Annotated in this window: 12 protein-coding genes; 5 read left to right on the top strand and 7 right to left on the bottom strand. The window is 72.6% G+C overall.

Annotation, left to right across the window (positions count from 1 at the left end):
* Positions 1 to 45: 45 nt before the first annotated feature.
* Positions 46 to 936, top strand: coding sequence for an S-methyl-5'-thioadenosine phosphorylase (locus tag IE182_RS23555; protein ID WP_190111947.1), 891 nt, complete (start codon positions 46 to 48; stop codon positions 934 to 936).
* 590 nt (positions 937 to 1526) lie between these two features.
* The gene (mscL, locus tag IE182_RS23560; protein WP_190111907.1) at positions 1527 to 2009 is read left to right on the top strand and encodes a large conductance mechanosensitive channel protein MscL; all 483 of its coding nucleotides are present in this window, start codon (positions 1527 to 1529) and stop codon (positions 2007 to 2009) included.
* Between the two features lie 74 nt (positions 2010 to 2083).
* On the opposite strand, the gene IE182_RS23565 is transcribed toward mscL, so the two are convergent.
* From IE182_RS23565 to IE182_RS23580, 4 genes are all read right to left on the bottom strand, one after another.
* The gene (locus IE182_RS23565) at positions 2084 to 2281 is read right to left on the bottom strand and encodes a hypothetical protein (RefSeq protein ID WP_190111908.1); all 198 of its coding nucleotides are present in this window, start codon (positions 2279 to 2281) and stop codon (positions 2084 to 2086) included.
* A 99-nt stretch (positions 2282 to 2380) separates the two neighbouring features.
* The gene (locus IE182_RS23570) at positions 2381 to 3472 is read right to left on the bottom strand and encodes a P1 family peptidase (RefSeq protein WP_190111909.1); all 1092 of its coding nucleotides are present in this window, start codon (positions 3470 to 3472) and stop codon (positions 2381 to 2383) included.
* Positions 3473 to 3505: 33 nt separating this feature from the next.
* Positions 3506 to 4765, bottom strand: coding sequence for a low temperature requirement protein A (locus tag IE182_RS23575; RefSeq protein ID WP_190111910.1), 1260 nt, complete (start codon positions 4763 to 4765; stop codon positions 3506 to 3508).
* A 216-nt stretch (positions 4766 to 4981) separates the two neighbouring features.
* Positions 4982 to 6499 carry an MFS transporter gene (locus IE182_RS23580; RefSeq protein ID WP_268249635.1) on the bottom strand — a complete coding sequence of 506 codons (1518 nt, stop codon included), beginning with the start codon at positions 6497 to 6499 and terminating at the stop codon, positions 4982 to 4984.
* 96 nt (positions 6500 to 6595) lie between these two features.
* On the opposite strand from IE182_RS23580, the gene IE182_RS23585 reads away from it, so the two are divergent.
* Positions 6596 to 7555, top strand: coding sequence for a helix-turn-helix transcriptional regulator (locus tag IE182_RS23585; RefSeq protein ID WP_190111949.1), 960 nt, complete (start codon positions 6596 to 6598; stop codon positions 7553 to 7555).
* Positions 7556 to 7677: 122 nt separating this feature from the next.
* On the opposite strand, the gene IE182_RS23590 is transcribed toward IE182_RS23585, so the two are convergent.
* A complete protein-coding gene (locus tag IE182_RS23590) occupies positions 7678 to 8682 on the bottom strand; it encodes a sigma-70 family RNA polymerase sigma factor (protein WP_190111911.1) in 1005 nt (334 codons plus the stop codon).
* A gap of 448 nt (positions 8683 to 9130) precedes the next feature.
* On the opposite strand from IE182_RS23590, the gene IE182_RS23595 reads away from it, so the two are divergent.
* A complete protein-coding gene (locus IE182_RS23595) occupies positions 9131 to 9568 on the top strand; it encodes a hypothetical protein (RefSeq protein ID WP_190111912.1) in 438 nt (145 codons plus the stop codon).
* A 64-nt stretch (positions 9569 to 9632) separates the two neighbouring features.
* On the opposite strand, the gene IE182_RS23600 is transcribed toward IE182_RS23595, so the two are convergent.
* Positions 9633 to 10433: a dioxygenase family protein gene (locus IE182_RS23600; protein ID WP_190111913.1), complete on the bottom strand. Its 801-nt coding sequence runs from the start codon at positions 10431 to 10433 to the stop codon at positions 9633 to 9635.
* A gap of 158 nt (positions 10434 to 10591) precedes the next feature.
* Between IE182_RS23600 and IE182_RS23605 the strand changes: the two genes are divergently transcribed.
* Positions 10592 to 11125, top strand: a complete 534-nt coding sequence (locus tag IE182_RS23605; RefSeq protein ID WP_190111914.1) for a MarR family winged helix-turn-helix transcriptional regulator — start codon at positions 10592 to 10594, stop codon at positions 11123 to 11125.
* Between the two features lie 111 nt (positions 11126 to 11236).
* Here IE182_RS23605 and IE182_RS23610 read toward each other — a convergent pair whose 3' ends face one another.
* Positions 11237 to 12727, bottom strand: coding sequence for an MFS transporter (locus IE182_RS23610; protein WP_190111950.1), 1491 nt, complete (start codon positions 12725 to 12727; stop codon positions 11237 to 11239).
* Positions 12728 to 12754 lie beyond the last annotated feature (27 nt).

A 12754-nucleotide genomic window follows, 5' to 3' on the forward strand; every position in this document is an offset into this window, starting at 1 on the left:
CGTTGCCTGCGGGGGCGGCGCGGCTAGGGTGGCCGCATGTCCGACATGATCAACACAGCAGCGTCCGCGGACCCGTCGGGTACGGCCGGGACGGCAGGGGCGGCAGGCGTCGCGGAGATCGGCGTCATCGGCGGCTCGGGGTTCTACTCCTTCCTCGACGACGTGACCGAGCTCACGATCGACACCCCCTACGGCGCACCGAGCGACTCGCTCTTCCTCGGCGAGCTGGCCGGCCGCAAGGTCGCCTTCCTGCCCCGGCACGGCCGCGACCACCGGCTCCCGCCGCACCGCATCAACTACCGGGCCAACCTCTGGGCCCTGCGCTCGGTCGGCGTGCGGCAGGTGCTGGGCCCGTGCGCGGTCGGCGGCCTGCAGGCGGAGTACGGGCCGGGGACGCTGCTGGTGCCGGACCAGGTCGTGGACCGGACGAAGACCCGCGTCCAGACCTTCTTCGACGGCGAGCCGCTGCCGGACGGCACCGTTCCCAACGTCGTGCACATGACCTTCGCCGACCCCTACTGCGCCACCGGGCGGGCGGTGGCCGTGGCCGCCGCCCGCGGGCGGGGCTGGGAGCCGGTGGACGGCGGAACGATGGTGGTCATCGAGGGCCCCCGCTTCTCGACCCGGGCCGAGTCGCGCTGGCACGCCGCGCAGGGCTGGTCGGTGGTCGGCATGACCGGGCACCCGGAGGCGGTCCTGGCCCGTGAGCTGGGACTCTGCTACACCTCGATGTCGCTGGTCACGGACCTCGACGCGGGGGCCGAGACGGGCGAGGGCGTGTCGCACGAGGAGGTGCTGCGGGTCTTCGGCGAGAACGTGGGCCGGCTGCGCGAGGTGCTCTTCGACGCCGTGGGCGCCCTGCCGAAGACGGCGGACCGGGACTGTCTGTGCACGCGCGCCCACGACGGGTGGGACCTGGGCATCGAGCTGCCGTAGCGGCACGGGCAGGGGCGCACCGCGGGCGGGCTCGACAGGCGGCCCGTGCGGTCGGAGCAGTCGGAGCGGTCGGGGCGGTCGGGGCGGTCGGGGCGGTCGGGGCCACGGTGAACTTCCGTGCCGGTGCGGCCGCCCCCGTCCGGGTGACGGGGTTTTCCACAACCAGTGGGTAGTCCACAGGGCTCAGCGGGATCCGGCGGAAGCGGGGATGGTGGGCGGGCGGCGGTTCGTCCGCCGCTCACCCACTCGCTCGCTCGTCACGTCAGGTGGTGGTCGCCGTGTCCCGTGCCGTCCTTCCCTCCCCGCGCCCCTGGCCGCCGGGGGCCTCGCTGCCGAGGGCCTGGGCGCCCCCGGGGCGCCGGGTGCCGATGTTCGCTCCGGTGCGCGTGGGGCGCCGACGGTGCTTGCGGCCGCGGGCGGCCGTCCTGGGCGTACTGGCGGCCGCGGGGCTGGCGGCCCTGTGCTCGTCCCCGCTCGCGCACGGACACCTGGGCTGATCGTGTTTCGCAACTGGACAGAGCAGCCAGACTCTCTCGTATGTTATGGAACCGGCCATTCCGTCACAGGTACGCACAGAGAGAGGTTGTTCGGTGAGCGAGAAGAAGACAGGGGTCCTTGGAGGCTTCAAGGCATTCCTGATGCGGGGCAACGTGATAGACCTCGCGATCGCCGTCGTCATCGGCGCGGCGTTCACCAACATCGTGAACTCTGTGGTCAAGGGCGTCATCAACCCGGTCGTCGGCGCCTTCGGTACGAAGGACCTCGACCACTACGCGGCCTGCCTCAAGGGCCCGTGCTCCCGGAACGGCGCGACGGGCGAGGTGACGAAGGGCGTCTACATCCAGTGGGGCGCGGTGCTGAGCGCCACCCTGACCTTCCTGATCACGGCGGCGGTCGTCTACTTCCTGATGCTGCTGCCCATGAAGCGCTGGCAGGACCGCCAGGCCGCCAAGGCCCCCGCGGAGAACAAGCCCTCGGAGCCGACCGAGATCGAGCTCCTCGCCCAGATCCGGGACACCCTCATCGAGCAGCGCCGGGGTCCCGGCACGGATTCGGTGCCGTCCCCCCGCTGACGGCCGGGCACGCCACCGCCCGGGCCCTGCTCGGGCGGGCCCGGGCGGTGTTCGAGGCCGTCCGGCGCGGTGTCTCAGATGTGGTGCGGCGGCTTCTCGTCCAGGAAGCGGGCCAGGTCGGCGGCACTGTCGCCGTCACCACGGCCCGGCCGGTCGCCCCAGCCGTGGTCCGTGTCGTCCGACGACTGCTGGGACAGCGGGTCGCCGAAGATCAGCGCGGCGGCGGCAGCCGGGTCGCGCCGCGGCGCACGAGGCTCGGGGTCGGTGCTCATACCTCCAGGGTACGGGCGATGCCGTCGGCGCCGACGCGCTCGGCCCCCGTGGGTTCAGTCCCCGTGGGTTCAGTCCCCGTGGGTTCAGTCCCCGTGGGTTCAGTCCCCGTAGAGCGAGCGGTAGGAGGGGAAGACCCCGCCCGGCCCGTCGACGCTCTCGGCGCTGAGCACCGCCTTGACCACCGACCGGGTCAGGACGTCCGCCCCGGCGGCGAGGATCTCGTTGACGGCCCCCGCCGCGAAGTCGGCGCTGCCCGGCAGGTGGTCCTCCACCGGCAGCGGCCGCTCCCCCGTCGCCAGCGCGAAGACGGTGTCGCCGTCGGTGAGCAGGTGTACGGGCCGGACCGCCCGGGCCAGCCCGTCGTGCGCGGTGCCGGCCAGCTTCTGCGCCTGCGCCCGGGTCAGGGCGGCATCCGTGGCGACCACGGCGATGGTGGTGTTGAGCGGCGGCCGCGCCGACGCCGCCCACCGCTCGGCGGATTCCCGGCGGGCGGCGTCCAGCGCCCGCTGGGCGGCGAGGTGCCGGTCCGTTGCCGGGTAGGCGACGGGTCCGCCCTCGTACAGGCGCCCGTACAGCACGCCCGTGGCCGGGTCGGCCACGGCACCGGCCGCGTTGACGGCGGCGAGGGCCGCCACGGTCACCCCGGAGGGCAGCACGACACTGGCGGTCCCCATGCCGCCCTTGAGGCCGCCGGCCACCGCCCCGGTGCCGGCGCCGACGTTGCCCTGCACCACAGGGGCACCGGAGGGCTGCCGGGCCGCGGCCTCGACGGCCGCACGGCCGAGCGCGGCATCGGGCCGGGCGCGCCAGTCACCGCCGCGGCCCAGGTCGAACAGTGCGGCGGCCGGCACGACGGGCACCACCTGCGCGGGGTCCGGCCCCACCCGGAAGCCCCGGCCCTCGTCCTCCAGCCAGGCCATCACCCCGGAGGCCGCGTCCAGCCCGAACGCGCTGCCGCCGGTGAGCACGATCGCCTCGACGCGCTGCACGAGGTTGCGGGGGTCCAGCGCATCGGTCTCCCGGGTCCCGGGTCCGCCGCCCCGGACGTCCACGGCCGCGACCGCTCCCCCTGGGCCGGTGAGCACCACGGTCGTTCCCGTCAGCGCTCTGCTCCCGGTCAGCTGCGCGTGCCCCACCCGCAGTCCGGCCACGTCGGTGAGCGCATCCATCGGCTTACGAGCACCAGTCATGCGACATCGGTATCACGGGCCGCGGCCCGCCCGTCAGGTCCCTTCGGCCGGCTGTCGTGCCTCCGGGCCGCTTTCGGCCGGTCCGCCCTCGTCCGGCTCGTCGGCGCCCTCCTGCCGTCTCGCCGCGAGGGTGACGCCCACCGCGACCGTCGCGGCGGCGACCAGCCCGGCGAGCAGCACCGCCGCGCTGCCGGCGAACGTGCAGGCGAGCACCGCCACGGCGGCGCCGGGCAGCACCAATTGCTGGGCGAGGCCGCGTTTGTGGAAGCGGGAGTGGATCAGCCACACCGAGAACATGAACAGCGCCGCCGGGACGGTGACGCAGGCCGATGCGGCGAATGTCGAGATGTGCGCCTTGCCCGTGGCCTCCTCGACGGCCACTTCGATGCCCGCACCGATGGCGGCGGCCGATCCGAAGACCAGATAGTGGCCGTAGCCCCAGAGGAACGCCTGGCGGTTGGAGGCGAGATGGAGGTGGATGGGCACCGCGAAGTAGATCCAGTAGGCGGCGAAGATGATCAGCAGGCCGCCCGCCGCGATCGGCAGCAGGATGCCGAGCGCCTCGTGCTCGTCCCCCGCGGTCTGGACGGCCACGGTGGCGGCCGCCACCGTCTCGCCGAGCACGATGATGGTGAACAGTCCGTACCGCTCGGCGATGTGGTGCGGGTGCCAGGCCGTCGGCCGGCTGAGCTCGGCGAGGGCGGGCACGGACATCTCGACGAGCGCCATCACCAGGAAGACCCACGGCTTGGCCGGGTCGGGCAGGAGGAGCACGCCCAGCCAGCCGACCTGGCACAGGCTCACGCCGACGGCGTAGCGCAGGGCCGTGCGGCGTTCGTCCCCCCGGGAGGCGCGGGCGGCGCGCAGCCACTGGGAGACCAGGGCCAGCCGCATCACCAGGTAGCCGAACCAGACCACCGAGAAGTTGCCGTCGTTGAAGGCCCGCGGGACGCCGGCCGCCAGGATCAGCACCCCTGCGATCTGAACGAGCGTCACCACGCGGTACAGCACGTCGTCCGTGTCGTAGGCGGAGGAGAACCACGTGAAGTTGACCCAGGCCCACCAGACGGCGAAGAACATCATCAGGTAGCCGGGGATGCCGTGGCCCGGGTGCCCCTCGGCCAGCGAGTGCACCAGCTGCCTGCCCGCCTGTGCGACGGCGACGACGAAGCACAGGTCGAAGAAGAGTTCCAGGGGCGTCGCCGCCCGGTGCCCCTCCTCGCGCCCGCGTGCGGTCATGCGGCGCAGGACGCCGGACGACGGCCGCCGGGCGGTCGGCGAGTCCTCGCTCATAGGGCGATTGTCACCGCTGCCTCCGTGCCCCGCGCGTTGTGGGCCGCGGCCACGCGGGCCGTCCGCCGATGGGCCCGCAGCAGCTCCGGCAGCCGTGTCCGCAGCCGTGTCGGCGCAGGACGCCCGGAGGCCGCCTTCCGTGCCGGGGGCGGACGGCAGCGGGCCCCCGGCCGCGGTGCGGACGGGGGCCCGGGAAGGAGCCGTTCGGGGCCGGTGTCAGTGCGCGGCCGCCGGTTCGTGGGCCGGCTCCGCCGGGGCTTCGGCGGATGCCGGGCCCGCGGGGGCCGCCTTGCGCGGCAGGGCGAACATCAGGGCGAGCACCACGGCCAGTACGGCGGCGACCCACCACATGCCGTGCCGGAAGGCGTCCCCGAATGCCTGGCCGGCGCGGCCCTGGGCCACTGCCTTCTCGTCCAGGGCGTCGAAGAAGGCGACGGACACCAGGCCGAGGCCCACCGCGTTGCCGAGCTGCTGGGTGGTGTTGATGAGGCCCGACGCGGAACCGGAGTGCTCGCGCGGCACCTTGGCAATGACCGTCTCGGTCAGCGGGGCCACGATCAGGCCCATGCCGATGCCCATGACGGTCAGCGGGAGCGCCATCTGCCAGGGGTGGATGCCGGTGCCGTAGTGCTCGGACTCCCAGATGTAGAGCATGACGCCGGCCGCCATGGCCAGCGCGCCGGCCTGCAGCACCTTGCGACCGAAGCGCGGTACGAGCTTCTGCACGGAGATGCCGGCGGCCACGGAAACGCCGATCGAGAAGGGAATGCCGGTCAGGCCGGCGCGGAGCGGGCTCCACCCCAGGCCGATCTGCATGTACAGCGTCCAGATCATGAAGAAGATGCCGCAGGCGATGCCGAAGGCGATCTCCACGCCGATACCGGCCGCGAAGCTCTTGACCTTGAACAGCGACAGTTCGACCAGCGGCGAGCCGTCCTTGCGGGTCTTGTGGCGCTCGTAGGCGACGAAGGCGGCGAAGACGAGCGCGCTGCCGGCCATGCAGAGGTTGCCCCACAGCGGCCAGCCGTTCTCACGGCCCTGGGTCAGCGGGTAGAGGAGCATGAGCAGGCCGCCCGTGGCCAGCACGACGCCCACGAGGTCCAGCTTCATGGCCTGCGGGGCCCGGGACTCGGAGATGTACTTGCGGCCCATGATCAGGCCGATGATGCCGACCGGCAGGTTGACCAGGAAGATCGGCCGCCATTCCAGGCCGAAGAGGTTCCACTGGGTGAGCAGGGCACCCAGGATCGGGCCCGAGACGGCCCCGAGGCCCACGATCGCGCCGAACATGCCGAAGACCTTGCCGCGCTCGTGCGCGGGGAAGGTGGCGTGGACGATCGCCAGCACCTGCGGGACCATCAGGGCCGCGGTGGCGCCCTGCAGGACGCGGGAGGCGACGAGCAGGTGCGGGTCGGCGGCCACGCCGCACAGCACCGAGGCGAGGGTGAAGCCCGTCATGCCCAGGAGGAAAACCTTCCTGCGGCCGTATATGTCGCCGAGCCGTCCGCCGGTGATCAGCCCGGCCGCGAACGCGAGCGCGTAGCCCTCGGTGATCCACTGCAGGATGCTGAAGGAGGCGCCGATGTCCTTCTGGATGTTCGGCATGGCGATGTTGACGATGGTGACGTCGACGAGGTCCATGAACGATGCGGTCATCACCACGGCGAGCGCCAGCCAGCGGCGGCGGTCGGCGGCGCCCTGGGCGGGCGGATCGGTGGTCGCGGTGGTGGTCACAGGGGTCACTGCCTTCCTGGTCGTTCGCCGGGTCGCCCGAAACCTAACCCCCCTGTAGGTCAGGACGTGTCCTAGATGGCTGGCACCCTGGACGTCATGACCGACACCCCGGCACGGTTGCTGACTCTGCTGTCGCTCCTCCAGACACCTCGCGAATGGCCCGGCAGCGAGCTCGCCGAGCGGCTCGGTGTCAGCTCCCGCACGATCCGGCGGGACGTCGAGCGGCTCCGCGACCTCGGCTACCCCGTACAGGCAACGATGGGAGCGGACGGTGGGTACCGGCTGGCGGCCGGAGCCGCCCTGCCACCGCTGGTCCTCGACGACGAAGAGGCGGTCGCCATCGCGGTCGGCCTGCGGGCGGGTGCGGGCCATGCCGTCGAGGGCATCGAGGAGGCGTCCGTGCGCGCCCTCACCAAGCTGGAGCAGGTGCTCCCCTCCCGGCTGCGGCACCGCGTCTCCGCGCTGCAGGCCGCGACGGTGCCGCTCACCGGCGGCGACGGGGCGACGGTCGACCCGCGGACCCTGACCGCCATGGCCTCGGCCGCCACGGGCCACGAGCGGCTGCGGTTCGCCTACCGCACGGGCGACGGGACGGAGACGAAGCGGCTGGTCGAGCCGCACCGGCTGATCAGCACCGGGCGCCGGTGGTACCTGGTCGCCTACGACATCGACCGCGACGACTGGCGCACGTTCCGGGTGGACCGGGTGAGCGAGCCGTTCCCCACGGGTGCGCGCTTCACGCCGCGCGAGCTGCCGGTGGCGGACGCGGCGGAGTTCATGAAGCGGTCCATGACCCGGCTGCAGCCGACGTACCGCGTCGTGTCGACGTTCCGGGCGCCGGCGGAGTTCGTGGCGGCCCGGCTGCCGAACTGGCTGGGGACGCCGACGCGCGTCGACGACGACACCTGCCGGCTGGACGTCACCACGTCCGACTCCCTGGAGTGGGTGGCGTTCCGGCTGGCGCTGGTCGACTGCGAATTCTCCGTGCAGGAGCCGCCGGAGCTGGTGGAGCACCTGCGCGAACTGGGCTCCCGCATCAGCCGGGCGGCCGGTTAGCCACGCCCGCGCGCCGGGCCTCCCGCGTGCTCCCGCGGTGAGCCGCCGTGCCGCACGCACCGCACCGCGATCGCCGGGCCGGCCCTCATCGGGCCGGCCCGGCGATCGCGGGACCCGGGCTGCTACGCCGCCGCGTCGAAGCCCGTGTCGTGGGCCATCTTCTTCAGCTCCAGCAGGGCGTGCTTCTCGATCTGCCGGATGCGCTCACGGGTGAGGCCGTGCTGCTTGCCCACCTCGGTGAGGGTCCGCTCGCGCCCGTCCTCGATGCCGTAACGCGCCTTGATGATCGACGCGGTGCGGTGGTCGAGACGGCCGATGAGCCCCTCCAACTCCTCGCTGCGCAGCAGCGCGATGACCGACTGCTCGGGCGAAACGGCGGAGGTGTCCTCCAGCAGGTCGCCGAACTGGGTCTCGCCCTCGTCGTCCACGTGCATGTTCAGGCTGACCGGGTCGCGGGCCCAGTCGAGCACGTCGCCGACGCGCTCGGGCGTGGTGCCCAGCTCGGCGGCGATCTCCGCGTGCTCCGGCTCGCGGCCGTTCTCCCGGTTGAACTCGCGCTGCACCCGGCGGATGCGGCCGAGCTCCTCGACCAGGTGGACGGGCAGCCGGATCGTGCGGGACTGGTCGGCGATCGAACGCGTGATGGCCTGGCGGATCCACCACGTCGCGTACGTGGAGAACTTGAATCCCTTGGTGTAGTCGAACTTCTCGACGGCGCGCACCAGACCCGCGTTGCCCTCCTGGATCAGATCCAGCAGCGGCAGGCCGCTGCGCGGGTAGCGGCGGGCCACGGCGACGACGAGACGGAGGTTGGACTTGATGAAGACGTCCTTGGCGCGGGCGCCCTCGGCGGCTATCGCCTCCAGCTCCTCGCGGGACGCCTCGCCGGCCTTGGGGCCGCCGTCCTCCAGGCCGTCGAGTATCTGCTGGGCGTAGACGCCCGCCTCGATGGTCTGCGAGAGCTCGACCTCCTTCGCGGCGTCGAGCAGGGGTGTACGCGCGATTTCGTCGAGGTACATGCCGACCAGGTCGCGATCGGCGATTTCCCCGCCTGTGGCGCGAACACTGCTTGCCTCGTCGGAGCCCTTGGTGGAGGTCTTCCGACGGGCGACGGCACGGGTTGCCATGCGTACTCCCTTGCGATGAGACGGTCGCGGGACGGACCGGACACCCGAGGCGGGCGTCCCATCCGAAGTAAAGAACGGCTGGAATCCGGACAGAATTCCCCTGGTGCGCCTTCTTTTTGTGATCATGCAGTACCCTGTCCGGCCACACGCCGCGGCCGCAGGCGTCGGCGCCCCCAGGAAGCGCAGGTCAGACGGGGCCGGGCGGTGACCCCACCGCCCTCGCGGAGCCCTCCCGTCACTCCGCCGCTGAGACGGCCGTCACAGTCCGGCCACGCCGGGCGCCTTCCCCTCCCAGGACGCCGCACACCTGCGCCCGGTTGCCCCGCGACGAGGCCGGGCGGGGCTCGCCGCCGGGCCGGCACGCGCCCGCCCCCGTGATCGAGTTGCCCGGACTGCGGGGCGGGTGTGCGCTGGTGGAACCGGGGGGCGCAGTGAGAGGAGCCTCGCCATGCCGACGCACTCGATCATGCCCGGGCGGCACCACGCCCACGAGGGCCCCGGCCCGGTGTCCCGCACCGGCCACGTCCGCACCGACGAGGCCGCCGCCCGGTGGACCTGGGCCGTCCCCGTCACCGGCGGCCTGGCGTTCGGCCTCTACGCCGTCTTCCTCGCCCACGAGAACGGCTTCTCCGAGCTCACGGGGTGGATGCTGGGCCTGGTGGCGGCCGTGGTCTCCATGGGCCTGGGTTACGTCCTCATCCGCGAACGCAACACGATGATCACCGAGGTGCGTGCGGCCGCGTTCGGCGCGCTCTTCGGCGTCTGCATGGGCTTCCTCCGCAGCCTGGTGGACGTGTCGGTGCTGCGGTCGGTCGGCATGGGCCTCATCTTCGGGCTGTGCATGGGCCTGGCCTCGTACTACGTCTTCTACTGGCACGAGCACTGAACCGCTCGCGCCCGGCCCTTCCCTCCGGCTGCCCGAACCACCCGGGCCACCCGGACCGTCCGGACTACCCGAACTGCACCGAGCGCTTCGCCAGCCCCATCCAGAAGCCGTCGATGACGCTGCGTCCGCTGCCGAGTTCACCCTCGGCGGCGCCCAGCGTGACGAAGAGCGGCGCGAAGTGCTCGGTGCGCGGGTGGGCCAGCCGGCCCGCCGGCGCCTTGCGTTCGAAGTCCAGCAGCGCGTCGACGTCCTGCGCGGCGAGCACCTCACGCCCCCAGGCGTCGAACTCGGCGGACCACGTGGGCGGCCCGGACCCCGCGTGCCGCAGCGCGGCGAGGTTGTGGGTGAAGAAGCCGCTGCCGACGATCAGCACGCCCTCGTCGCGCAGCGGCGCGAGCTTGCGCCCGATCTCCATCAGGCGCTGCGGGTCGAGGGTGGGCAGCGACATCTGTAGGACGGGTACGTCGGCGTCGGGGTACATCTCGACCAGCGGTACGTAGGCGCCGTGGTCGAGCCCCCGGTCCGGCAGGTCCTGTACGGGCGTGCCGGCGCTCCGCAGCGTCCTGCGGACCCGCTCGGCGAGGGCGGGGGCGCCCGGCGCCGCGTAGCGGACGGCGTAGTAGTGCTCGGGGAAGCCCCAGAAGTCGTACACCAGGGGCACGGGCTCGGTGGCGCCGAGGGCGAGCGGGGCCTCCTCCCAGTGCGCGGAGACCATGAGGATCGCGGTGGGCCGGGGCAGGTCCGCCGACCAGGCGGCGAGCTGACCGGGCCAGACGGGGTCGTCCGCCAGGGGCGGGGCGCCGTGCGAGAGATAGAGGGCGGGCATGCGCCCTGCGGCGGGCGTCGGGGCTGTGGTGGCCTGCATGGGCGGGAGCCTCCTCGGGGTGCTGCCGGCGCCGGGGCGCCCTGGATTGCTTGAAGTCTCAAGCTCTATGCTCGCATCAGACCTTAGGTCATCTTTATTGAAACTTCAAGAATAGCCTTGTGGAACCGTGAGGAGGAGCAAGTGGAACAGTGGATGCCATGACGAACCGACCCGCGGAGAGCGCGGCAGCCGCGGAGGCCCCGGAGGCCGAGGCCGGACCCCGCTGGCTCACCGAAACAGAACAGGACACCTGGCGGGCGTACATGCACGCCTACACGCTCCTGGAGGATCACCTCGACCGGCAGTTGCAGCGGGACGCGGGGATGCCGCACATCTACTACGGGCTGCTGGTGCAGCTCTCGGAGGCGCCGCGCCGCCGGATGCGGATGACCGAGCTCGCCCAGCACGCGAAGATCACCCGGTCCCGCCTCTCGCACGCCATCGCGCGCCTGGAGAGGAACGGCTGGGTCAGACGCGAGGAGTGCCCGTCGGACAAGCGCGGTCAGCTGGCCGTCCTCACCGAGGAGGGCTTCGCGATGCTGGGCAGGTCCGCGCCGGGCCATGTGGCCGCCGTCCGCGCGGCGGTCTTCGACCGGCTGACGCCGGAGCAGGCCGCGCAGTTCGGCGAGGCGTGCCGGATCATCGCGTCGGGCCTGCAGCCGGCCGGCGCGGACGTGCCCTGGCTGCGCTGACCGCCCCCGCCCCGCCCCTCCCCGGAAGAGCCGCGACACGCGAAGGCCCCCGCCGGTGACGGCGGGGGCCTTCGGGCTAGGGGTGGCCCCGTGCGGGGAGCGGCAGCGGCCTCAGTGGGCCATCACCGGCACGGCGTCGACGGCGTCCTCGCCGTCACCGGATCCGGCGGCGGCACCGCCCTGGTGGCCGGCACTGACGGCGAAGAACGCGATCAGCGCGGAGAGGGACAGGATGCCGACCGCCCACCACACGGCGGTGGAGTAGCCGTGCACCATCGACTGGAAGGTGAGCAGCTTCTGGTCGGCGCCGGGCCCCGCGTGGGACGTGAAGTAGTCCGTGGTGGCGCTGGCGGCGATGGTGTTGAGCAGCGCGGTGCCGATGGCGCCGCCGACCTGCTGCGAGGTGTTGACCATCGCGGAGGCGACACCGGCGTCACGGGCCTGGACGCCGTGGGTGGCCAGGCTCATGGCCGGCATGAAGGCCGTGCCCATGCCGAGGCCCATCAGCATCAGACCGGGCAGGACGACCGCCACGTAGGAGGTGTCCAGGTCGATCTGGGTGAGCAGGACCATGCCGACGGCCGCGAGCAGGAAGCCCGGGCCCATCAGCCAGCGCGCCGGGACGCGGGTCATCAGACGGGCGCCGATCTGCGTGGAGCCGGTGATCATCGTGGCGATCATCGGCAGGAACGCCAGGCCGGTCTTGACCGGCGAGTAGCCGCGGACGACCTGCAGGTAGTAGGTCAGGAAGAGGAACAGGCCGAACATCGCGATGGCGGCCAGACCCAGCGAGACGTACACGCCACCGCGGTTGCGGTCGGTGACCACGCGCAGCGGCAGCAGCGGGGCCTTGACCTTGCGCTCGACGAGCACGAAGGCGAACAGCAGCACGGCCGAGCCGGCGAACAGGCCGAGGGTGCCGGCGGCGGTCCAGCCGTCGGACTCGGCGCGGGTGAAGCCGTAGACGAGCGAGACCAGGCCGAGGGTGGCCAGGACGACGCCGGGAACGTCGAGCTTCGCGGTGTTGCGGGCCTCGGCGGGCTCGTGGATGACGGCGATCGCGCCGATGGCGGCGACGACGGCGAAGGGGATGTTCACGAAGAACGTCCAGCGCCAGTTCAGGTATTCGGTGAACAGACCGCCGAGGATGAGGCCGACACCACCACCGGCACCGGCGATGGCACCGAAGACGCCGAACGCCTTGGCGCGCTCCTTGGCCTCGGTGAACAGCACGGCGAGCAGCGACAGGGCGGCCGGTGCGAGCAGCGCGCCGAAGACGCCCTGCAGGGCACGGGCGCCCAGCAGCATGCCGGAGTTGACCGCGGCGCCGCCGAGCGCGGAGGCGGCCGCGAAGCCGATCAGGCCGATGACGAACGCACGCTTGCGGCCCCACAGGTCGGAGACCCGGCCGCCGAAGAGCAGCAGGCCGCCGAAGGCGAGGGCGTAGGCCGTGATGACCCACTGCCGGTTGCCGTCGGAGATGCCGAGGTCGGCCTGGGCGGAGGGCAGCGCGATGTTCACGATGGTCGCGTCGAGCACGACCATCAGCTGCGCCAGGGCTATGAAGATGAGCGCTTTCCAGCGCCTGGGGTCGGGTTGCATCGTGAGTTCGGGCACGGGTGGGGCCTA

Origin of the sequence: Streptomyces cinnamoneus (genome assembly GCF_014650495.1) — a bacterium.
In the GTDB taxonomy this organism is placed as follows: Bacteria; Actinomycetota; Actinomycetes; order Streptomycetales; family Streptomycetaceae; genus Streptomyces; species Streptomyces cinnamoneus.